Raw genomic sequence first — 22,190 nt, forward strand, 5'->3', positions numbered from 1 at the left:
AAATTGTTACAATCCCTTATTTTTCGTTAGTAATCATTTGTTCTACAACGACACATCGGGGTTACAGTCTTTTTCTCTAGTCAGTGAATAATCCCTGGGGGGGATCGAATCAATAACTAGCAAGTTGAGTTAATTACTAAATAATTGGACGGCAATGCGATTGGCTCGTTCAACTAAAGTTGGTAATTCTACCGTTGTTAAACAAGCGCGATCGACGATTTTTTTGCCATTAATAAAACTATAATCGACATAATCAGTTTGACAGTAAATTAAAGCAGCTACTGGGTCAGATTGCGTGCCAACAAAACTGGGTCTATCGAGATTAACGGCAATGAAATCCGCAGCCATACCGGGGGACAAATACCCGATATCGTCTCGACCCAGAACCCTTGCCCCGCCTCGTGTTGCCAATTCTAAGGCATCCCGTGCGGTCATCGCTGAGGCCGCCTCATCTCGGACGCGGGCGAGGAGAAAAGCGGTGCGAGCCTCGTGGAATAAGTGAGTTGCATCGTTAGAAGCGGCTCCATCTACCCCCAATCCTACAGGGACATGAGCATTGAGCAGCTTGCGAATGGGTGCGATACCACTAGCAAGGCGCATATTACTACAAGGACAGTGAGCAACACCCGTACCTGTTTCTGCAAATTTGGCGATCGCGCGATCGCTTAATTTTACACAATGCGCGTGCCAAACATCATCCCCTAACCAACCCACAGACTCGGCATAGTCTCCGGGTATGAGCTTAAATTTGGCTAAACTGTACTCGACATCTCCTTTATTTTCTGCGAGATGGGTATGTAATCTTACTCCAGGATAACTTCTCGCTAAAGTTGCTGACTCTTTCATTAAATCTGAAGACACAGAAAAAGGCGAACAAGGAGCCAAAACAATTCTCAGCATTGAATAGGGAGAATTGTCGTGATATTGTTCAATTAATCGTTGAGAATCCTTTAAAATATCGGCTTCTTTTTCTACTAAAGAATCAGGAGGCAAACCCCCTTGACTTTCCCCCAAACTCATGCTGCCACGACTGGCATGAAAGCGCAAACCTATCTCAGAAACGGCACGAATTTGTTCATCGAGAAGGCAATCATTAGGAAATATATAATGATGATCGCTTGTCGTCGTACAGCCGGAGAGAATTAACTCTGCTGCTGCCATTTGCGAACTATAATACATCGCCTCTGCTGTTAAATTGGCCCAGAGGAGATAATGGGTTTTTAACCATTGAAATAAGTCTCCATTTTGCCCCGCAGGAGTGACGCGAGTTAGGGTTTGATAAAAATGATGGTGAGTATTAATTAGACCAGGTAACACGATCGCGCGATCGCCTAAATCAAGGATTTCATCAGCCGTCTCTGGCAATTCTGAAGTGCTTCCCACTCGTTCAATAACATTATCTCGAACCAGCAGCGCACCATGACGAATCTCGCGGCGATCGCCGTCCATTGTGACTAATGTATGGATATTTTTAATCAGTAAAGTAGACATTTAAACAATTAAAATTAATAATTTTGTAGTAGGGGAATTTCAGGCAACGCCCCCACAAATATCATTGAAAATTTACTCCCTACCTGGAATAATAATATTGAGCAATAAAGCTGTAATGCCTCCTGTAGAAATACCCGATGCAAAAATGCTTTTAACTAAAGGAGGAGAGGTAATCAGAATATCGGGAACGAATGTTACCCCTAACCCTAAACCCAAAGAAACCGCAAGAATCAGTGAATTACGCTTGGTCAAATGAATGGTAGAGATAATTTTAATTCCTGCAACAGCGACGGTACTAAACATTAAAATTGTCGCACCCCCTAAGACTGGCTCGGGTAAGACTTGAACAATTCCAGAGACAATGGGAAATAAACCGAGAAAAATGAGAATGACTGAGATAAAATATCCCACATATCGACTCCCTACTCCTGTTAGTTGAATGATGCCATTATTTTGACTGAATGTTGTATTGGGAAAAGTATTAAAAGAAGCCGCAATAATGGAATTAATTCCATCTCCTAAAACGCCGCCTTTAATGCGCTGAAAATATTTTTCTCCTTGGATGGGTTCTCCAGAAATGACAGAAGTTGCGGTTAAGTCTCCAATGGATTCGATCGCCGTGATTAAATAGATAAAAGCAAAGGGAATAAATGCAGCAAAATCAAATCCCAAACCATAGCGAAAAGGAATAGGAAAACTAATGATGGGTAAGTTAGCAAGATTACTAAAATCTACCAGTCCCAAGGGGATAGAAACAAGATATCCCACCACCAAAGCAATGATGATAGACGACATTCTGAGAATGTTATTTCGACTACTATTCAGTGCAATAATAATCGTTAATACTAAAAAAGCAACCCCTAAATAAATAGGATCGCCAAAAGTTTCATTTCTTTGAGCCAGGACACCTCCTCCCATAGAAGTAATTCCTACTTTAACGAGAGTTAAGCCAATTAAAGTCACGACAACTCCAGTAACTAGCGGTGTAATAACTTTATTCGCTAAATGCAGAAATCGGCTGATAAAAATCTCCACAAATGCCCCAAAAAAGCATAAGCCGAAGATTAATTTTAAGGCATCTTGGGGGCTTCCTCCCGCACCTGTGACGGCTAAACCTGCACCGATAATTGGTCCGAGAAAAGCAAAACTTGTTCCTTGAATACTGAGTAACCCGGAACCAACCGGTCCGAATCTTTTCGCTTGAATAAATGTTGCAATCCCTGAAATAAAAAGGGACATACTCAGAATTGACATGGTATCGGTTGGCGATACTTCTAAGGTCCCACAAATAATCAAACCAGGGGTAATAATACCAACAAAACAGGCAAAAACGTGCTGCAATGCAACAAAGATGGATTCTACAAAAGGTGGACGTGCTTCTAAACCGTAGATTAAATCTGATGAGATAACAGGAGGGGTTTCAGTTGGGGGAGCTTGAGTTTCTATCATCATTGGTTATCGATCGCTATGAGATATCCTATATACTTTATTCGGATGAAAAAATGTATCTTTAATAACGATGCTCTTTTTTGTTACAAAACTCTACAAAAAAATCCTGTTCCTATCCATTTAAAGAATTGCTTATTGATAATTGTTCATCAATAATTGTCTAAAGCGTCTTGTAAGTGTTTTAATAACATATCGGGTGAAAGGGCAGTTTGTAAATGCTGCCAAGGTAAAATTTGCTCTGGTTTCCAGTCCTGATGAATGTAATAATCAAAAGGAGGAAGTTTGCCCCGCAATTCTTTAAAAGCGCGTTTATAACTGCCTACTGAGTCGCCATAATGTCGAGTCAGTTCTAATAATGGGGTGAGTCTGCGATCGCCTCGAGAAATCAAGGTTTGAATAAGCGACCAATTATAACTTTCTGGACGAAAATCAATGCCATTGGGCTTTAATTGCTTCTGTAACCATTTTAAGCGTTTTTGTGCTTCTGGGTTGACTCCTAGCCACTGAAAAGGCGTATGTGCTTTGGGAACAAAAGTGCTACATCCTAATGTTAATCGCAAACCGGGAACAGCTTTTTTGAGAGTTTTCATCATCTTGGCAGTTTCTTCAATATCTGCATCATTTTCTCCCGGTATTCCTACCATTCCGTAGAGTTTCATTGCTTTTAAACCCCCTGCTTTAGCGTTAATTGCCGCCTGCACAATTTCATCATTTTGCAGTTTTTTGTTAACAATTCTTCGCACTTTTTCTGAGCCACTTTCGACAGCAATAGTCAGCGATCGCGTATCTCGTTGAGATAAAATTCGCGCTAATTTTTCCGTCACGGTATTGGTACGAACTGAGGCAATACTGAGGCGAACATGGTCATATTGTGGCTGTGCGATATAATCCAAGAGGCGATCGAATTCCGGATGTTGGGTGACAGATGCCCCTAATAAACCAATACGATTAGTAACTTTTAATCCGTGTTCAATTGCCGGAATTAAAGACTCTTCAAGACTCGCACTCCGAAAAGGTAAAGTTAGATAACTTGCCAAACAAAAACGGCACATTTCTGGACAACTTCGCACTACTTCCACCATATAAATATTTTCCCAAGCAGCTTTAGGAGTGACGACGGTAGAAGCAGCTAAGGTGTTACTGCGATAAGTTTGCTTTTGAATTGTTGCGGGAATATCGGTATCTATGGGGGAAATTGACTCGATTTCTCCCTCGATATCTCGATAGCAAACTTGATATAAACTGGGAATATAAATCCCAGGAATCGTTGCTAAATGCTTTAATTGAGTTTGGCGATCGCACTTCCTCACCTCTTGATAAGCGGCAATAAAGCGATCGAGTAATTCTTCCCCATCTCCTAAAAGAATAATATCAAAAAAGTTGGCAAAAGGTTCTGGATTTGCTGTTAAAACCGATCCTCCTCCAAAAACGAGAGGATGATTTTCTTCTCTATCTCGACTGCGAAGCGGAATATTGAGAGATTCCAATAAATTCAAGATATTAATATAGTCAAGTTCCCACGATACAGAAAATCCTAACAGTTCAGGATTTCTTGGCAAAGATTCTCTGATATCCGTAAAAAGTCGGCTAACTTCTACATCTGGATTTAAGGAAAAAGTAGACCAAACAATCTGATAACCTAAGCTGGAAATACCAATGGTATATTCATTGGGAAATGCAAAAATTAAGGGGATCGGATCGACGTTTTTAGATGCGGGAGTAAATAAATATTTTTCCTCAGCAAAAATCATGACTATTCTTCTGAAGAAGCGTAAATAGGTATCGACAAAACCTGATATGAGTTTGGTTCTGGCTGGATCTAGCTGTAAATTCGCTAACATCCGCAAACATTCTAGCTTAACTTTGGGTCTATCGGTGGGGGCAATTTGCATTTTTGACATTAATGCCGCCGCGACTGGTAAAAGCGATCTTATCTATAAAGTAAAGAAATTGAATTTAATGCCCCTGTAAGTTTTTCCGTTTCCGTTCGTAGCGATCGCGATACAATAACTCTAATTGTCCCCCAGACTCCTGAATAAAGGCGAATTGACGCAGGTAAAAGCCTCGAAACATATTAGCAAACAAAAGAGTAATAATGGCAACCACTAAGCCAATTCCTGTAGACACTAAGGCTTCACTAATACCTCCAGTCACTTCCCCAGAATTACTCCCTCCAATATCGCCAATTTTTAAAGCTGCAAATGTGCGAATGAGACCAAAAACTGTCCCTAATAATCCCAATAATGGCGAGACACTAATAATCGTTTCAAATACCGTATTAAAGCGCTTGAGAATGGGAATTTCTGCTTGAGTTGCTGTTTCAAGGGCGAGGCGAAATGCTTCTGGATTTGGGCGATCGCGGCACAATGCTTCGAGAAAAATACGGGCAATGGGTAATGTACTATTTTCTCGCAATATTTGCAAGGCGCGAGGCTGATCATTAGGATAGATCTTTAGTATTTCTTGGACAATTTTCTGCTGTCGATTGTTGATGCGAAACCAAAAGATAAGACGTTCAAGAATTAACGCGATCGCCATTAAGGAAAAAAGGAAAAGAGGTAAGGCAACAATGCCTCCAGATGTTAACCAATTATCGGACATTTTTGCAAGATTTAGGGTTTATAGATACAAATAGGAACTCGTTTATAAGCAGGTGTTCCACTTTGGCGATCGACATTGGCAGCAAAAAGAATATTTGCTTCAGGATAAAACATAAATGCTGCCTAAACATCAATTCAAACCAGCTTCTGCCAGCACCAGACGCAAATCCTCACTCAAACCGAGTTGTATCGCCCACTCTTGCAGATAGTCAAGATCGAGCAATTCTCTTTGAACCTTGAGAATGCCCAAAACATCTCGCCACTGCTTTTCCGACTGACTTTGCTGTTGCCATTGCAGCTTGCTTAAAATCGTGTCTTCGGGACTGGCATAATACAAAATTCTTCCTTCCTCCATTGGTACTGCCTGCCGTCGCGACCATTGCATTTGGTCGAAAGGGGTTGTCCCCGACAAAATCAAATCCCCTCGGGCAATCGTCGCAATGTGAATGACTTGCAGGATATCGAGATGTCCGTTTTTCACATCTTCTACACCCACCACGTAAAATCCAGATGCCTCGAGGGAAGCGATCGCCTGATCGAGTCGATCGCGCTGTAGGGACACCACCACATCCAAATCGCGAGTTGTGCGGGGTTCTCCGTACAAAATTGCCGCCGATCCGCCGGTAATAAAATACTCGATTTGTAAGGATTGAAAAAGGTCGTGTAACAAAAAGGCTATTTCTAATGGGTCTTGAATCCACATCTTTTCGTTGTTTCCCGGTACGAACGCCCTCGGATAATCATCTTGCAACCACGCCCTCGCTATTTTCGACCCCAAGGTTCGACCCGTCAAGTGAGGGAAACGCCGCTTAATACTTTGCAACGATAATTGTCGGGTTCGCCTCATCAACCCCCGCGCCATCCCGTATCGCTGCAAGGGCGATCGCGATCGCAGCAGCAAAAATTCCAACCGATCTGCTTCCGCGATCGTATCTTCTGCTTGGGGGCGATAGCCCAGTTGTTTTAGGTCTGTTACCATGCAATCTAATCCCTAACTCAAAACGAAATGCGTAATTACTAAGCCTCGACCTTCAACAATACCTCTCCATTTATTAAACGTTGCGCCGCATCGAGAAGCACATCCTCCACATAAGGCTTGGTAAAATAGCCCCGCGCCCCCCGTTCTGCTGCCGCAATTTGATGTTTTTTCGCCCCTCGAGAAGTCAGCATTGCGACGGGGATCTTGTTCAGTTTTTCATCATTTTGGAGGGTGGCAATTAACTTTAGCCCGTCCATTTTCGGCATCTCAATATCGCAGAAGACAACATGAGGATTCAAACCCCCCTGCAATTTATCTAGAGCTTCTTTCCCATCCCGCGCCTGTTCCACCAAATATCCTGCCTTTTCAAAAGTCATGGATAAAAGCGATCGCACCGTAACCGAGTCATCAATAATCAACACCTTGGGTTGACCCTGAATCGGGTTTTGGGGTTGAGGATCGGTAGTTTTGGGTACTGAGTGCATTTTCTGTTGCCCTTTGCCCATTACCTGTTGCCCATTACCTTTTCCCTCTTGCCCTTTACCCATCACCTGTTGCCCATTGCCTTTTCCCTGCCCCCTGTTGGCTAATTCAATCGTCCCCGATGTTGTAATACCAGATTGACGAACGCTATTTTTGAGCAGAACTTCTCCATTGCGAATGCGATCGGCCGCCGCCAGTAATTCTTGTTCCACATAGGGCTTGGTAAAATAACCACTTGCTCCTCGTTCCGCCGCCACCTTGCGATGGCGTTCCGCCCCGCGAGAAGTTAACATCGCCACGGGAATGCGTTGCAATTCTTCATTTTCGTAGATTTTGCCCAACAACTCCAACCCATCCAAACGAGGCATTTCAATATCGCAGAGGGCAATATCTGGTATTAATCCCCCCTTCAATTTTTCCCAGGCCTCCTTCCCATCCCGTGCCTGTTCGACATGATAACCGGCATTTTCAAAGGTCATGGATAAGAGCGATCGCACCGTTACCGAGTCATCGATAATCAACACCGTCGGCTGAATAATCATCGTTTCCGAGATTTGAATCAGAGTTGGCGACTCCATTGCAGCAGACTCGGCACGTTTAGAGGCTCGCGGTCGCGCTTCGCGAACCTTGCGAGTGCTACCCTCGAGTAGCACCTCCCCATCAATCATCCGTTCAGCAGCATCCAAGAGAACCTCTTCAAGATAAGGCTTAGTAAAATAGCCACTCGCCCCTAATTCCGCCGCTACTTTGCGATGGCGATCGGCCCCGCGAGAAGTCAGCATCGCCACAGGAATATCGCACAATTCTTCATCTTTTTGTACCCGTCCCAAAAATTCCAAACCATCTACCCTCGGCATTTCAATATCGCAGAAAACAATATCGCAGGGCATCCCCGATCGCAATTTATCCCAAGCATCTTGACCGTCCCGTGCTTGTTCAACGCGATAGCCAGATTTGCTGAAACTCATGCTCAATAATTCTCGGACTGTAATAGAATCATCGACGATCAAAACAATAGATTCATCTTGCAGCGATCGCGCCTCCGGATCGAGATTGCTTGTTCCCGAGGTTTCCCAAAGAGCGCTGCCCATATCCTTACGAATGCGGCCTTCGGAAATTTCAATCAACTCCAGCACATCGGCGATCGCCATAATCTTCCCATCCCCTTGTACCGTCGCTCCAGCAATTCCCGCCGGTTTAGGAATAGGACCATAGAGTTGTTTAATAACGATTTCCTGTTCTCCCACCACTTGATCCACCCCCACGGCAATATGACTGCCAGACCCTCGCAAAACCACCACAGACAGAACATTTTCTTCCCGTTTGCCACCATAAAGATTGCTGCGACCGATGCGACGGTTATAGGAGAGTAAGTCTGAGAGAGGAGTATAATGTAAGAGGGTATCCCGCCAAGGAATGCACATTTGACCCTGAGCATTGCGTTGTAATTTACGAATGGGCAGGTCGATCATGTCTTCTACCCCGTCTAACGGAAATGAAATCGGGGCATTTTCGTTCACGCAGCAAAGCGCCTTACAAATACTTAATGTTAAAGGCAGGCGAATGGTAAAAGTAGTGCCTTTGCCCAGTTTTGATTCAATGCTCACCGCGCCGCGAATTTCATTGATACTGGTTCGTACCACATCTAAACCAACACCGCGTCCGGCAAAATCATCGGCCTGATCTTTGGTACTGAAACCTGGATGGAACAACAGGTCGTAAACATCTAAACGAGAGAGGCGCTTGGCGCGATCGCGATCGATCAGCCCTTTTTGAATCGCTTTTTGTTTGACAATATCAGGATCGATCCCCCCGCCATCATCAGAAACCGAAATCACCGTTTGGTTTCCCTGCTGCATGGCAATAACTTTAATATGCCCCATTTGGGACTTTCCAGAAGCAAGGCGGACTTCCGGGGATTCAATACCGTGGGTGAGAGCATTATTAACCAAATGAGTCAGGGGATCCGACAGGTGTTCCAAAATCATTTTATCGATGAGGGTTTCCTGTCCTTCCAATTCCAATTGCGCTTGTTTGTTCAGTTGCGGGGCGATCCGCCGTACCGCAAGGGGAAGACGACTGGCAGTATTGCCAAAGGGAATCATGCGGGATTTGGTTAAGCCTTCTTGGAGTTGAGAGGTGACTTGCCGTAGGGTTCGCGCTACCTGGTCGATGTCATCCACGAGAAACTGAATATCAGAGGCAGATTCTCGCACTCGCACGATCATCTCAATAGTTTCTTGGGCGAGTTCGTGGAACTTACTAAAACTATCCATTTCCAACTCATCAAAGCCGCTGTGATTGGCATTTGTAGCGGCGGTGTGGGAGGCAAAATCACTGTTTTTGTTGGTGTGATATTCTCGACGGCTGCGAAGGAGGGCATTTTCTAAGAGGGAGCGCTCATAGAAGTCTTGCATTCTACCGCCGACATCGCTGAGATTTTGCACTTGGTGCATTAAGCTATCGAGGAATTGCCGCAAGCGCTCTTCGTCTCCTTCTAGGCTGTTCCGATTAACAACTAATTCCCCGACGAGGTTGCTAAGATTGTCCATCTGTTTGACGGGGACTTTCAGGGAGGCTTCAACCTTGGGTTTATTGGTTCTAGGACGGGTGGGACGTTGCGATCGCTTGGTGGATTCTAGGGGGATTTCTCCGGCTTGTTGTTGCGCCCTCAGCAGCATTTCTTCAACATCCCCAAAGTCTTCTTCTGAGGTGCGGGATATAACTGTTTCCTGTTCTCTGTTCCCTGTTCCCTGTTTCCTGTTCCCTGTTCCCTCGGGTTCAACTTCAAGCAGTGCTTCAAGTTCGCTAAAAGTAGTCGCAACTTGTAAATCTTTCGCACTGAGAGCAGGTTTGTCGAGGAAGGCTTCTAATTCATCGAGGCGATCGTAGTAGTTGAATTCATCCTCTGGTGTTGTGGCAATCTCTTCAACTTTATCTGTAGTTTTAGGAACTGTTAAGGGTTCTTCTGAGGGCAAGGGGGTTAATTCTGGCATACTTTCCCCCTCGAGGAAGGCTTCCAATCTGGCAAATTCCTGTTCTTGGAGTTCGGGGGTCATGCTGGCATTGTCGTCAATGCTTGCATCTGCGAGTAAATCTGCCAGTTCGTCTTGGGAGGATAGGAAGGGTGTTTCTGGGGCAGTTATCTCGTTTGCCAAGAGGTCTTCAAGGGCATTGCTTTCCTCTAATTCCTCTTCTTGAGGACTGCTTTCTGGCAATATTTTCTCTAGGCTTGGCGTTTCCGTAACATCGGCCAATAGGTCTTCGAGGCTGTTTGTCTCCTCTAGCGCGATCGCCTCATCGATATTGTCACTATTGTCACTGATATCCAGATCCAAATCCAATAAGGCTGCCAAATCATCTTCTTGAGAATCGATCGATAATGATACTTCTGTGAGGTTTTCCGTTTCATCAATATCACTTAATAAAAGATCGAGATTATCAAAATTTTCTGTGGCGATCGCCTCATTTTCTTCTCCTGAAAATAGAGCGAATAAATCCTCATCGTCAGAATTTTCCGATGCTTCTGAGAGGGAAGATTCTCCATCATCCAAGGAAAACAGGTCTAAATCTGCCATTGTCTCATCGGCAGTGTCATCCTCATCAAGTTCTAATAAACCTAGATCGGCAAATTCTTCTTCGGGAGAAAATTCAGAAACAGTTTCCGCGATCGCCGTGTCGGGAATATTCTCCAATAACGCATCGAGATCGAGATCGTTGATTTCTGGCTCTTGAGTGGTCATGCTGTTATCCCCTTGGAGCAATGCAATAAATTCATCATCTTGGCTGACTTCGAGGTTGGCGACAGGCTCTAAAGGTATTAAGGTGATTTTAGCACCCTCTTTTATCTCTGGAGCGGAAGTGGGAATATTTTCCTCCATCCTTTGTGCTAATCCCTCGGATGCTAATTCACCTTTGTGTTGAACTTGGGAAGATTCGCGATCGCGCAAATCCATTGGTGTTGTTTGACCGCTCAAAAATGCCTCTAAATCGTCGATATCCTCTAAATCGTCGATATCGATATCCTCAATATGGCTCTCTTCTCCATTGAAAAAAGTATTAAATTCACCATTAATACCTAAATCTTGCGGGTCAGATTGCCTCGCATTTGGAACGGTTGTCTCTAAATCGAGGATATCACTTTGCACAAAAGTTTCAAAAGGATCGAAATCATCGAAAGTAAAAGAGGAAGAGGGAGTTGTTTCAACGGAGACAGAAATATCGAGCAAATCCCTCATATCTTCTAAATCTGGCGATTCTGTCGCCATTTCTTCCTTTGCGGAAATTGCAACAGGTTCGTCAGCCATGCTGATTTTGTCTGCATCGGACTCATTGGATGTATCTAAATTAAAAGCAGGGTTTTCGAGAAGATTTTCCGTTTCGCCATCGCCAATATTGGCAAAGATCGCGTCTAGATCTTCATTAAGATCGTCATTAAGGTTTTTACTAATCCTTGCAGAGGTTGATTCTTGGCTGCTTGAGTCAGAAAATTCTGGGGATACTCCCTTAAATCCTGGTGCATTTCCCACTCTCTCATCTTCCTCAAAAGAAAACCCTTCCCCAAACAAGTTATCAAGAGAATCAAAATCCCCATGAGGAGTTGTCGATGCTTGTTTTTCCTGGATGCCAAAGGATAGCAGTTCGTGATCGCCTTGGGAATTTAGGAGGCGATCGGGGGGAGAATTCATAAGTTCCGCTTCTTCTACGGTCATATCACTGCCAAAGAGATCCTCTAACTCGTCTTTGAGTTCGGGATCTGTATCAACGGATGTAGCAAGACTCAGATTGGATTTTGGTGGGTCAAATAGATTGCCAAAGTCCGTTTCTGTTAGGGATGTTTCTTGAGAATCTATAAATCCGTTGGAGTCAATCGTTTCTTCCTGCCAAGTTTGTTCGAGATCGAGGGGATCATCTTCAAACAGGTCGGCAAGATCGTTAAGTTCGCTGGCGTTTACATCTGAAAGGGTCGATGTTGTCACCCGTTGAGCTAAATTGAGAAGTTCGCTACTCGGAACGATCGCCTGTCCTTCTCCCGCCACCAAATGCGCCACCGCTTCTTTAAGATCGTTGAGAATCCATTGGCTGGTAGTGTGATAGTCATTTTTGGGATAGGCGATCGCCGTTTGAGCGACTTCCAGAAAATGTGTCCACTCGGTTCGATGAGAAGAATCTTCCAACTTAGCCAGATGGCGACAAAGAGTTTGAATATGAGTGCGGCGATCGGCAGAATCTCCTTGTTCGTGAAGTTCGCCAATTTCGGCTAAGGCTTGCAGGACTTCATCTTGGAAGGTTTGAGGGAGGACGAAAGCATTGCCGAGATTTCCTTTTTCATCTTGTTTGTTAGCGGAAGATTTTGAGAGTTTGTCTAAATGTTGAGAGATTTTCTCGAAGAGGGGTTCGACTTTTCCCAGGATAGTTTTCGTAAAATCTTCGGGAAGACTTAAGGTTTCTTCCAGTTTATCGACTAGGCTTTGTAAAGCATTGTAAACTTTGGAAAGCCAGGCGACAAGAGTATCATCGACGGTTAAAGGCGATGATTTGAGCAATTTAAAATAATCTTCAAGACAATGAGCGGTCAAGCGAATGCTCTCCAACTCCAGCATTGCCGCACCGCCTTTGATAGAATGCGCGCCACGATAAATTTCTTGTATTTGTTCGGGATCGTCTACTGTTTTTTGGAAATCCTGTAAACTTTGGGCGATGACTTCGAGATGTTCCTTGGCTTCTACAATGAAGTATCCCGTGATTTTTTTGAGTTGTTCCGCATCCATGCTTTTATTTCCTCGATCCCAAGTCTTGGCTCAATCCCTATTAGCTTAAATCTAACGAATATTCACGAGATCGACATCCTTTCGCGAAAAATTTTCCTTGGCGCTGCATTGCCCCAATATTCTCAAATAAACGATCTGGGTTGCGATCGCCATTTTTTGTTATTTGGGTCACAGAGAAAGGCGATCGCAATCTCCAAGATTGTTCTTTACCATCACAGTATTTTGTCGCAAAAGGGAAAATAATGTTGTTGGAAGAATCGGTTAAATTTTATGTTCTACGCCCTTGAGTCTTCACCTCGTCTGATTCCAGGTGCTTTATCTAATTTATTTGCCCAGGTGAGCCAATCAGGGAAAATCACCCTTGCCGATCGCTATGGTTTAATGGCAGCCATTCTGGATGATTCTTTGGCGGAAGAAGAAAGGGCTTCAATCGATCGATTGCTTCGAGCAACTCGCACGGGACGAATGAAAGTCGTTGATGAAATTTCTTTTACCTATTATCAATAAGGATAGGCAAGCATAGGCATTATAATCCCGGATTTAGCTAAAACCAGAGCCAAAATTAGAGCTAAAACCAGAGCTAAAACCAGAGCTAAAATCGGGATGACAGGATTTGAACCTGCGACATCCTGCTCCCAAAGCAGGCGCGCTACCAAGCTGCGCTACATCCCGTTGTCATCCCAGTATAGCGGTTTTCTCGGCAAATAGCAATTCCCGACTTTTTATTACTTACGCCTTAATCCTCATTTCTTAATCTGGATACCAAAACATCCCCTTAATTCCCTCGGGGTCGAGAATAAAACCAAGACGACGGTAAAAATCCACAACATGAGGATCAGCAAAAAGAGTAATATTGCTAATATCTTCGTTACGCAGTTTTTTGATCGTATATTTCATTAACGCCTTTCCCAAACCCTGACTTTGAAATTTAGGATGAACGACAACATCCCAAATTGTGGCATTGAAAGCGCAATCGGAAGTTGCTCGGGCGAAACCAACCAAGCGGCGTTTCGTTCCCCGTTGTTCCCACATAGAAACAACCAAAAAACTATGTTGAAGCGCCTTTTTGACCTTACGGAGAGGTCGCCTAGACCAGCCAACAGCATCGCACAATTCTTCAAGTTCGTAGAGATCGAGTTCTCTATCCGTACTAAAGACAATACGCGGCGTACTGGCGATCGCCGCGCCATTTTTTTCTGGTTTTGTCCGACTCGGTAAAGTTGCCGCGTCGGGACTGCTAAATAAGCTCTTCCAAAAACCCATGCTAATGCGGCGAATTCATTGAATTGCATAGCCAAGATGATACCACAACTCCTCGACCGGCTTTTTTCTTCTCCCACCTAAAAAACGGCGATCGCGCCGGACATCTCTTAAACTATGACGAGGGCTTTAGATTAGACTGAGGCTATTGACTCGGTATCGCGAAAATTTTTCTTGGCAGAAATTGGGTTCTGATGCCGACGGTTCACCCAGTAAGACGATCGAGCGAGTTATGGCTTCGGGGTTAAAATCATCCACCTTGGGACTCTTGAAACGCTTTAACCAAGCATTTCCCCAGTTCTACGAACAGTTTGTTAGTAGTGAAATTCAACTACAAAATTTGCGCTTGGCCTATCGGCTTTATAAAACCAAACTGGCAACCATTGAAGTTCGTCCTGAAGGTTCTAAAAGTGCCCTGCATTTTGCCTATCGCAATCAATCATTTCTGTTAAGCGATATTTTTGGCGTTTTGGCTGCTTACGGTTTGACCATTCACAGTTTGAGTTTGTACGGTCAAATCAAACCTCCCATGCTTGTTTTTATCAAATTGGTGGTTTCTCGGGGCAATAAAGCCTTGAGTGAAAAAACTGCCGAAAATGTTTGTCGCGCCATTCGAGAAGCCTTAGCAGGACGTTTTGAAGTGGAAGAAATGCTAGCGGTTGAATTTAATCTCGATGCGGGTTTAGAACAAGTCGAAACAGAATTCTACGTCGATCCCGTTTTTCACCTCCCCGCCCTTTTAATTGAAGCAGATAATCAACCGGGCTTATTCTATAAAGTCATGTACGCCATTTGGCAAGAAGATTTATTGGTGGTTAATGCAAACTTACTGGTTTGGCGAGGGAGGACTCGCTTGATCCTGTATCTTTTGGGACCGAATGAAAGTTTGATTCCCGAATATCTTGGTCAAAAGATTTCCGAAAGCGTTCGTTTTCGTTTAATGGGAGACTAAAGGAAATAGCAGGGTTGGTTAAGTGCCAAACCTTCGGGTAGGATGGAAGCATGGATAAGATCGATATTTTGGGAGTGCCTCATGCTTATGAGTTAACCCCTCCCATTGCTAATTCCCAAACTCCTGTTCTAATTTTTATTCACGGCTGGTTGTTGAGCCGACAATATTGGCAGCCCTTAATCGCGGTATTTCGCGATCGCTATCAGTGTTTGCTCTACGATTTGCGAGGATTTGGGGAATCCCAGCTTGGGGATATTCCCTGCCAGAAGCCTCTGAGTTATACCCTAGAGGCTTACGCTCGGGATCTAGAAATTTTACTGGAACAACTCAATATTTCCCGATGCTGGGCGATCGGTCATTCCCTCGGGGGGAGTATTGCTCTGTGGGGAGCAGATTTGCTCCCGGAAACCATTGAAGGGGTGATTTGTCTCAATGCAGGAGGGGGAATTTATTTAAAGGAAGAATTCGAGCGTTTTCGCATGATCGGTCAAAAGATTGTCAAATATCGTCCGCGTTGGCTTCATCGTCTCTCTTGGCTAGAATTGCTGTTTGCGCGAACAATGGTGGTTCAACCCCTAGCACGCCATTGGGGGAAACAACGGTTACTTGATTTTATTAATGCCGATATGCAGGCAGCATTAGGCTCTCTGCTCGAGACGACGACAGAATCTGAAGTTCACACCTTACCGCAAATTGTCGCCCGTCTCGAACAACCGGTTTATTTTTTAGCTGGGGCCAAAGATCGCATCATGGAACCCAAATACGTGCGGCACTTAGCCAGCTTTCATTCTTTGTTTTATGCCTCGGGAGACAATGCGATCGAAATTGCCAATTGCGGTCATTTAGCAATGGTGGAACAAACTCAAGAAGTCAGCGCTCAAATTACCAGCATTCTCGAACGTCATTGCTTATAAGCGCGATCGCTAAATATCGATCACTTTCAGACAGATTTTGCGCTAAACTAAAGGCTAACTCTACCCCAATAGCGAGGTACAATGATATGACTTGCAAATCTTGCAAAAGTCAGAGTCAAATAACCATTTTTCCCCAAAAAAGGGATGCTCGAACAAGGAGAGGTTCATGATGCTACACCGCAAGATTTATCAGATTTGTGCAGAAGGTCGTGAAGTTAGCGTGTTCTTGCGGGATCAACAACGGTGGATAGAAGATGCCAAAATTGTTGATTTGGAGGGGGATGTAGTCACGATCCGCTATGACACGGAGGATGAGGACGAAATTAGCACTTGGGAAGAAATGGTTCGTCTGGAAAGTATCGGTACCGTAACTCAAAAGATTGCTTCTGTATCCCGAACATCCTCAGAAATTACAGTTACAGAAGATTGTCCCGAAGCGGAACGAATTTATCCCGAGGCGACAAAACTGCCCATTACTGAAGATTCTCTGGAAACAGAAGGTATTCATTCTAGTCTTTCGGATGTTTCTAGCAGTGAAGATTATTTGGGAGAAGATTGTTCCGAGCAATCTGCTACAGCCGAGCAAATTTATCCCAAGGTTTCCGATGCTGGGGAAAACTGAATTTTTAGGGGCGCAACGCTTGCGCCTTTCTTCTCTTTTCTTTTCTGGAGTAACTGAGGATTTTTATGTGTCGAGACAAAATTTGTTACAAAAATACATAATAAACTACACAATATAATAGGAAATGGAGGATAGGGAATTTGAATCCCTGACCTCTGCGGTGCGATCGCAGCACTCTACCAACTGAGCTAATCCCCCTTGTATATGTACTATTGTAACACGGTTTCTTTCCCTAGGGCAAAAAATTGTTGTAGCCGCTCTAACTCAATTTCTCTAAAGTAATCCACGCTCCAATTTGCCAGACGTTGGATTATATGAAAAGGGTAACTATGGGCAATACCGATCGCCTGAATTCCCGCTTGTTTTGCTGCTTCTATCCCCGCAGGCGAATCCTCGATCGCCAAACAATTTTTGGGTTCTACTTGGAGGAGGGGAAAGTTACGATTAATTCGCTCTACCGCGAGAAGATAACCAGAAGGATCGGGTTTGCTAGTGTTAATTTCATCTCCCGTTACAAAAATACTAAAATACTCGCGAATTTCTGCTTTTTCTAAGACAAAATTAACATCCGATCGCAATGCTCCTGTTACAATACCCATAAAAATATTCGCTTCTTGAAGTTGTTGCAAAAACTCCTTCATTCCTGGGTAAATGGGGATATTTTGTAACTTCTCCAGCCTTTGTTGATAAGCCAAAGATTTTTTGCGAATTAAGCCTTCAAGATACTCATCAGAAACAACTCGCCCCCGACGCAATAGTAACTCTCTCAAACCAATGCGATCGCTTTTTCCCAAACAAATATTGCGATATTCACCAGAAAGAGGACGCAAATTCTCTTGCAGCATAATTTGATAAATGAGCTTTTTATGGAGGCGCTCGTCATTAATAATTGTGCCATTAAAATCAAAAAGAATTGCTTTAAGACTCATGGGAATTGGGTAGTAGAGAAGAAGGGATGAGTTGTTTTAAAAGGCGGGTTGTAAACCACCTTCTTGTCGATCTAATTTGAGGTTGATGACACCTTCTCGAATTAACATTGGTTTCATCCCACGAGTAACTTGGTGAATCCACCAAACTTCTTGAGTTCGTATATCTGCAAACCCTGATGAACCTAATGCTACTTCAATGCTATTTGCGGCATAGTCTTGAATATACGGTTCTTCAAAGATATTATTCAACCATTCGGTTTTACGCAAGGTTTTTTGATTACCATCGACAATAACAATCTGTCCTCCCTCGGTTAGCAAGCGGAAACATTCCTGTAAAATTGCTTGGGTTATCGTCGCAGGGGTTTCGTGAAACAACAAAGCAACAGTGATCAGGTCAAAAGATTGTTCAGAAAAGTGTGTTTCTTCTGCTTTTCCGTGTTTCCATTCGAGGTGTAATCCTGCTTTGTGTGCTTTATGATCCGCGATCGCCAACATATAGGGAGATAAATCCAATCCCGTCACCTCAGCATCAGGAAAAGTCTGTTTTAACATTAACGTCATGGAACCTGTCCCGCAACCCATGTCGAGAATGCGTCGCGGTTGTCCTCCGATCGCGGCGATCGCCTCTTCGCGAATCCAAGTTTCATTGGGAGGAAGGACATATTTCGTGATCGGATCGTAAGTAGTTGCTGCACTTTCGGTTAAATAACCCCCTTCGACACCGTGAAAATTCTGCGATCGGTAATACTCAGGATAGACAAAATCTGGGGTTCCGAGGCGATCGCATTCCCCTTCCCAATCAATGCTATTTTGTAATCGTTTTATCTCTTCCCCATCGAGAAACACCCCGAAAATCGGCTCGAGCAATTGTTTCCAAAGGGTATCTTGACGTGCTGTCATAATCTGAAAATCCTTGCGAGAGACAATTGGGGAAATTGTAACAAATTTTTACTTTTAATCTCGATCCTGAAGCGATCGAGAATGGCTCAACCGGATTTGATCCGGATTTGGTATAGACTATTTAAGTTGCAATCTGCGTTGGAGAGAGTCTCGTTAAACCGTGCGAAAAATTCTTATTGCTGGAAACTGGAAGATGCACAAAACTCAGGCTGAGTCCCAAGAGTTTTTGCAGGCCTTTATCCCTGAAATCACCAATACCAATATCGATCCTGATGAAGAAAGAGGGATTATTCTGTGTCCGACTTTTACTTCATTAGGGTTAATGTCTAAAACCCTGCATGGGAGTCGCGTGCGCTTAGGGGCGCAAAATATTCATTGGGAAGATTCGGGAGCCTATACAGGAGAAGTATCGGGAGCGATGCTAACAGAATTAGGAGTAAGTTATGCGATCGTTGGTCACAGTGAGCGCCGTCTGTATTTTGGCGAAACCGACGAAACCGTTAATTTACGCCTCAAAGCGGCTCAACGCCACACTTTGATCCCCATTCTCTGTGTGGGTGAAACCAAAGCACAACGGGATGCAGGAAAAGTGGAAGCTATCATCGAAAATCAGTTGCAAAAAGCCTTGGTAGATATCGATCAAAGTAATTTAGTTATTGCTTATGAACCTGTCTGGGCGATCGGAACTGGGGATACTTGTGAGGCGAAAGAGGCTAATCGCGTTATCGGTTTTATTCGCTCTCAGTTGACTAATGCTGATGTTTCGATTCAATATGGTGGTTCTGTCAAACCGAGTAATGTGGATGAGATCATGGCACAACCTGAGATTGATGGGGCGTTAGTGGGTGGAGCGAGTTTGGAAGCGGCCAGTTTTGCCCGTCTTGTTAATTATCAATTGTGAGTTAATCGAAGATGGGAGATAAACCATTAAGATTAACTCCTTGGGAGATTCGGGGGCGTTCTTTTGTTTGGGGAGAGCGCACTTTTTTGATGGGAATTTTAAATGTTACTCCCGATAGTTTTAGCGATGGAGGGGAGTTTAACAATATTGATGCAGCTTTGACCCAGGCAAGGCTAATGGAGTCTTCTGGGGCGGATATTATTGATATTGGGGGACAGTCTACGCGCCCTGGATCGGTGCAAATTTCCTTGCAAGAAGAGTTAGATCGCACTATTGCGATTATTGAAGGTTTGCGATCGCATTCTTCAATTCCTATTTCTATCGATACGACGCGATCGCAAGTTGCAAAGGCGGCCATTGCAGCAGGGGCGGATATCGTCAATGATATTTCTGGGGGAACTTTTGATGAGGAAATGTTTCCCGTTGTGGCAAAACTGGGGATTCCTTACATTTTAATGCACCTGCGAGGAACTCCCGAAACCATGCAAACTTTAACGGATTATGATGATGTGGTAGGGGAAATTTCTCGGTTTTTTGCCGAACAAATCGAGAAAGCAGTGAAAGCTGGGATCGCGCGATCGCACCTAATGCTCGATCCTGGCATTGGTTTTGGGAAAACCTACTCCCAGAATATCGAAATTTTTCAACGCTTACCGGAATTTCAGAGCTTAAATTTACCTGTTTTAGTTGGACCCTCTCGCAAGAGTTTCATCGGTCATTTTTTAGGCAAAAAGAACCCCAAAGAGCGGATTTGGGGGACTGCGGCGGCTTGTTGCAGCGCGATCGCTTCCGGTTGCGATGTTTTGCGAGTTCACGATGTCTCACAAATAGCTGATGTTTGTCGCCTTTCTGATCAGATTTGGCGCAAAAAATAAATAATCGCTGTTGTACTTTTCAGCATTAAGAATCCCCCCAGATTTGGGGGTTTGGGAGTCAACTTTTGTGTTAGAACTTAAGTTGGAATTAATTCCCCTGGGCGCAATTTCGCCCATTTTCCCGTTTCCTCCAAGAAACTTTCGCAGCCCACCACATCCCATTCCATTTCTACATAATCTTGTTGAGTGCGAATATTAACATTAATACTAGGTTCTTGGGGTTCAAAATCCGGCGCATCAGTCAAATTCGGTTGCTGATGCTGGTTTTCGACTGCATGATAAGTTAGACAGCGATCGACATAGTGACAGTTCACGCAAATACACATAGAGCCTTATCCTAAGAGTAAAGCAGCAACAATACCCTTAACTTTATCATAAATATCGTCGGGTTATAGACTAAAGGGCAATGATGAGAATTTTTCTAATTTTTCTGACTATTTTCGCCGGATTTTCTCTCGTCGGCTGTCAAGATTTTGTCTCAAATGTTCGTAGCAAACGCTATCGTCAAACTCTCATTAATCAATTTGGCGATCGCTTTCGCAGTGTTGATTGTTCTACTTTTGCTATTCCTGAAACTATTACCGATGCGATTTGCGGCTATGTTACAGTACCAGAATTCCACGATCGCCCAGATGAGAAAACAATAAAAATTGCGGTTACTCTTTTTCCCAATACACAACATAAGTCAATTGCCGATCCTTTGGTGATGATACAAGGGGGACCGGGTGCTTCAACATTAAGTTTTTTCCCTGTGGGTTTTGTCCCGCAAAATTTTCTTACACCTCTGCAAAATCAGCGCGATATTATTTTAATTGAACAAAGAGGAACCAGGTATTCTCAGCCTAGTCTTTTTTGTCCGGAAGTTCGTAAAGTCACTCTAGAAGTTCTGAGTGCTAAAAGCAAAAATAACCAGCAAACTGCCGATGAATTGAATCGCAAAGCCTTGATAAATTGCCGCGATCGCTTACAAGCAGAAGGTGTTAATTTTTCTGCTTATAATGGTTGGGAAAGTGCGGCAGATCTGGCGATGGTTTTTGAGATTCTTGGTTACGATCGCGTCAATTTTTACGGCATTTCTTATGGTGCGGAAGTGGCACAGTTATTAATGAAAAGATATCCAGATCGCCTGAGAACTGTTATTTTAGATGCTGTTGCACCTACTTCTATTTATCGCGATCGTTATATTCCGCGATCGGCAAGCCATGCTTTACGAGAAGTTTTTAGCACTTGTCTTGCTGATAAAAAATGCAATCAAAATTATCCTGAATTAGAAAAGATATTTTTTCAAGTGATTAATAATCTTAATCGCAATCCGATAACTCTGGCGATCGATATTAAAGATAAAAAAGAATCGTTTCAAGTTCTTTTTAATGGTGATTCTTTTTTACTCTATACTTATTTGAATTTGTATAATACTGGTTTTGCAGAGATTTTTCCAAAGTATATTTATGAAGCAAAAAATAACCAAAAATATGATTGGATTGCAGCAACGATCGCGGGAAAATTAAAAGGAACGAGTTTGGCAAAAGCTGCCTATCATAGTTATCGTTGCGCTCAAAGTGATTATATTAATCAAACTCGTAATCCTTTTATCGATACCTTTTTTGAAGCCCCTGCATTTAAGGTAGTTGAGAAAGCCATTCAACGGGATAATTTATATTGTGAATTATTCGCGATCGCGCCTTTACCGCAAAAAGTATATGCTCAAGTTAGTAGCGAAATTCCCACTTTATTAATGAATGGTCAATACGATCCCATTTTACCTTTACCTTTTAGTTTAGTTGTTGCTCAAAATCTTTCTAATGCTTCTATTTATAACTATCCTAATCTTAGTCATGGTTCTTTAATTTCTGGTTATTCCTGTCCTGTACAAATGGTATCAGAATTTATCGAAAATCCCGATCGCCCTCCCAATGAAGATTGTATTGCAGAAATGAAAACAGAATTTATTGATTGGTAAGAATTCATTAATAGAACTTACGCAGTTTAATAGAACTTACGCAGTTTAATAGAACTTACGCAGTTTAATAGAACTTACGCAGTTTAATAGAACTTACGCAGTTT

The 22,190-nt window shown here is 43.4% G+C and carries 15 protein-coding genes, 2 tRNA genes and 3 pseudogenes; 7 read left to right on the plus strand and 13 right to left on the minus strand.

What is annotated here, in order from left to right:
• Window positions 1–129: 129 nt before the first annotated feature.
• From JUI58_RS14120 to JUI58_RS14145, 7 genes and pseudogenes are all read right to left on the minus strand, one after another.
• Window positions 130–1,491 (minus strand): 8-oxoguanine deaminase, encoded by a 1,362-nt coding sequence (locus JUI58_RS14120; protein ID WP_204104438.1) that lies wholly within the window; start codon window positions 1,489–1,491, stop codon window positions 130–132.
• A 72-nt stretch (window positions 1,492–1,563) separates the two neighbouring features.
• On the minus strand, window positions 1,564–2,943 hold the full coding sequence (locus tag JUI58_RS14125) for a nucleobase:cation symporter-2 family protein (RefSeq protein ID WP_204104439.1): 1,380 nt from the start codon (window positions 2,941–2,943) through the stop codon (window positions 1,564–1,566).
• 146 nt (window positions 2,944–3,089) lie between these two features.
• Entirely contained in the window at window positions 3,090–4,691 is a 1,602-nt protein-coding gene (locus tag JUI58_RS14130; RefSeq protein WP_348539896.1) for a radical SAM protein, read from the minus strand.
• Between the two features lie 205 nt (window positions 4,692–4,896).
• The gene (locus tag JUI58_RS14135; RefSeq protein ID WP_204104440.1) at window positions 4,897–5,541 is read right to left on the minus strand and encodes a MotA/TolQ/ExbB proton channel family protein; all 645 of its coding nucleotides are present in this window, start codon (window positions 5,539–5,541) and stop codon (window positions 4,897–4,899) included.
• Between the two features lie 129 nt (window positions 5,542–5,670).
• Entirely contained in the window at window positions 5,671–6,519 is an 849-nt protein-coding gene (locus JUI58_RS14140) for a hypothetical protein (protein ID WP_204104441.1), read from the minus strand.
• 38 nt (window positions 6,520–6,557) lie between these two features.
• A pseudogene (locus tag JUI58_RS27770) lies at window positions 6,558–6,941 on the minus strand (response regulator); the annotation flags it as partial.
• 258 nt (window positions 6,942–7,199) lie between these two features.
• Window positions 7,200–12,773 (minus strand): annotated as a pseudogene (locus JUI58_RS14145) (response regulator); the annotation flags it as partial.
• Between the two features lie 270 nt (window positions 12,774–13,043).
• On the opposite strand from JUI58_RS14145, the gene JUI58_RS14150 reads away from it, so the two are divergent.
• Window positions 13,044–13,280 (plus strand): hypothetical protein, encoded by a 237-nt coding sequence (locus tag JUI58_RS14150; RefSeq protein ID WP_204104443.1) that lies wholly within the window; start codon window positions 13,044–13,046, stop codon window positions 13,278–13,280.
• A gap of 91 nt (window positions 13,281–13,371) precedes the next feature.
• Here the strand turns inward: JUI58_RS14150 and JUI58_RS14155 are convergent.
• A tRNA-Pro gene (locus tag JUI58_RS14155) sits at window positions 13,372–13,445 on the minus strand.
• A 78-nt stretch (window positions 13,446–13,523) separates the two neighbouring features.
• Window positions 13,524–14,036 carry a GNAT family N-acetyltransferase gene (locus tag JUI58_RS14160; protein WP_204104444.1) on the minus strand — a complete coding sequence of 171 codons (513 nt, stop codon included), beginning with the start codon at window positions 14,034–14,036 and terminating at the stop codon, window positions 13,524–13,526.
• Between the two features lie 229 nt (window positions 14,037–14,265).
• Here JUI58_RS14160 and JUI58_RS14165 point away from each other — a divergent pair, with 229 nt between their 5' ends.
• The 3 genes and pseudogenes from JUI58_RS14165 to JUI58_RS27775 form a co-directional block, all read left to right on the plus strand.
• A complete protein-coding gene (locus JUI58_RS14165; RefSeq protein WP_204104452.1) occupies window positions 14,266–14,985 on the plus strand; it encodes a hypothetical protein in 720 nt (239 codons plus the stop codon).
• Between the two features lie 50 nt (window positions 14,986–15,035).
• Window positions 15,036–15,899, plus strand: coding sequence for an alpha/beta hydrolase (locus JUI58_RS14170; protein ID WP_204104445.1), 864 nt, complete (start codon window positions 15,036–15,038; stop codon window positions 15,897–15,899).
• Between the two features lie 169 nt (window positions 15,900–16,068).
• A pseudogene (locus tag JUI58_RS27775) lies at window positions 16,069–16,353 on the plus strand (DUF6679 family protein); the annotation flags it as partial.
• Window positions 16,354–16,646: 293 nt separating this feature from the next.
• On the opposite strand, the gene JUI58_RS14180 reads toward JUI58_RS27775, so the two are convergent.
• The 3 genes from JUI58_RS14180 to JUI58_RS14190 form a co-directional block, all read right to left on the minus strand.
• Window positions 16,647–16,719, minus strand: a tRNA-Ala gene (locus JUI58_RS14180).
• Between the two features lie 11 nt (window positions 16,720–16,730).
• The gene (locus tag JUI58_RS14185) at window positions 16,731–17,450 is read right to left on the minus strand and encodes an HAD family phosphatase (RefSeq protein ID WP_204104446.1); all 720 of its coding nucleotides are present in this window, start codon (window positions 17,448–17,450) and stop codon (window positions 16,731–16,733) included.
• 36 nt (window positions 17,451–17,486) lie between these two features.
• Window positions 17,487–18,350, minus strand: coding sequence for a class I SAM-dependent methyltransferase (locus JUI58_RS14190; RefSeq protein WP_204104447.1), 864 nt, complete (start codon window positions 18,348–18,350; stop codon window positions 17,487–17,489).
• Between the two features lie 160 nt (window positions 18,351–18,510).
• On the opposite strand from JUI58_RS14190, the gene tpiA reads away from it, so the two are divergent.
• Together tpiA and folP are read left to right on the plus strand one after the other, a co-directional pair.
• Window positions 18,511–19,251: a triose-phosphate isomerase gene (gene tpiA, locus JUI58_RS14195; protein ID WP_348539895.1), complete on the plus strand. Its 741-nt coding sequence runs from the start codon at window positions 18,511–18,513 to the stop codon at window positions 19,249–19,251.
• 11 nt (window positions 19,252–19,262) lie between these two features.
• Window positions 19,263–20,126 carry a dihydropteroate synthase gene (folP, locus tag JUI58_RS14200; protein WP_204104448.1) on the plus strand — a complete coding sequence of 288 codons (864 nt, stop codon included), beginning with the start codon at window positions 19,263–19,265 and terminating at the stop codon, window positions 20,124–20,126.
• 77 nt (window positions 20,127–20,203) lie between these two features.
• Here the strand turns inward: folP and JUI58_RS14205 are convergent, their stop codons facing one another.
• Complete coding sequence (locus JUI58_RS14205; protein ID WP_204104449.1) at window positions 20,204–20,452, minus strand: Ycf34 family protein; 249 nt, start codon at window positions 20,450–20,452, stop codon at window positions 20,204–20,206.
• Between the two features lie 83 nt (window positions 20,453–20,535).
• On the opposite strand from JUI58_RS14205, the gene JUI58_RS14210 reads away from it, so the two are divergent.
• The gene (locus JUI58_RS14210) at window positions 20,536–22,086 is read left to right on the plus strand and encodes an alpha/beta hydrolase (protein WP_204104450.1); all 1,551 of its coding nucleotides are present in this window, start codon (window positions 20,536–20,538) and stop codon (window positions 22,084–22,086) included.
• The last annotated feature ends 104 nt before the right edge of the window (window positions 22,087–22,190 follow it).

Origin of the sequence: Spirulina sp. CCY15215 (genome assembly GCF_016888125.1) — a bacterium.
Taxonomy (GTDB): Bacteria; Cyanobacteriota; Cyanobacteriia; order Cyanobacteriales; family Spirulinaceae; genus CCY15215.

What these genes read in the sequence shown, in the direction of transcription:
- JUI58_RS14185 (WP_204104446.1), bottom strand. Translation starts at nt 17,450, where the DNA reads ATGAGTCTTAAAGCAATTCTTTTTGATTTTAATGGCACAATTATTAAT.
- JUI58_RS14140 (WP_204104441.1), bottom strand. Translation starts at nt 6,519, where the DNA reads ATGGTAACAGACCTAAAACAACTGGGCTATCGCCCCCAAGCAGAAGAT.
- folP (WP_204104448.1), top strand. Translation starts at nt 19,263, where the DNA reads ATGGGAGATAAACCATTAAGATTAACTCCTTGGGAGATTCGGGGGCGT.
- JUI58_RS14205 (WP_204104449.1), bottom strand. Translation starts at nt 20,452, where the DNA reads ATGTGTATTTGCGTGAACTGTCACTATGTCGATCGCTGTCTAACTTAT.
- JUI58_RS14190 (WP_204104447.1), bottom strand. Translation starts at nt 18,350, where the DNA reads ATGACAGCACGTCAAGATACCCTTTGGAAACAATTGCTCGAGCCGATT.
- JUI58_RS14150 (WP_204104443.1), top strand. Translation starts at nt 13,044, where the DNA reads ATGTTCTACGCCCTTGAGTCTTCACCTCGTCTGATTCCAGGTGCTTTA.
- JUI58_RS14210 (WP_204104450.1), top strand. Translation starts at nt 20,536, where the DNA reads ATGAGAATTTTTCTAATTTTTCTGACTATTTTCGCCGGATTTTCTCTC.
- JUI58_RS14160 (WP_204104444.1), bottom strand. Translation starts at nt 14,036, where the DNA reads ATGGGTTTTTGGAAGAGCTTATTTAGCAGTCCCGACGCGGCAACTTTA.
- JUI58_RS14130 (WP_348539896.1), bottom strand. Translation starts at nt 4,691, where the DNA reads ATGATTTTTGCTGAGGAAAAATATTTATTTACTCCCGCATCTAAAAAC.
- JUI58_RS14170 (WP_204104445.1), top strand. Translation starts at nt 15,036, where the DNA reads ATGGATAAGATCGATATTTTGGGAGTGCCTCATGCTTATGAGTTAACC.
- JUI58_RS14120 (WP_204104438.1), bottom strand. Translation starts at nt 1,491, where the DNA reads ATGTCTACTTTACTGATTAAAAATATCCATACATTAGTCACAATGGAC.
- JUI58_RS14135 (WP_204104440.1), bottom strand. Translation starts at nt 5,541, where the DNA reads ATGTCCGATAATTGGTTAACATCTGGAGGCATTGTTGCCTTACCTCTT.
- JUI58_RS14165 (WP_204104452.1), top strand. Translation starts at nt 14,266, where the DNA reads ATGGCTTCGGGGTTAAAATCATCCACCTTGGGACTCTTGAAACGCTTT.
- JUI58_RS14125 (WP_204104439.1), bottom strand. Translation starts at nt 2,943, where the DNA reads ATGATGATAGAAACTCAAGCTCCCCCAACTGAAACCCCTCCTGTTATC.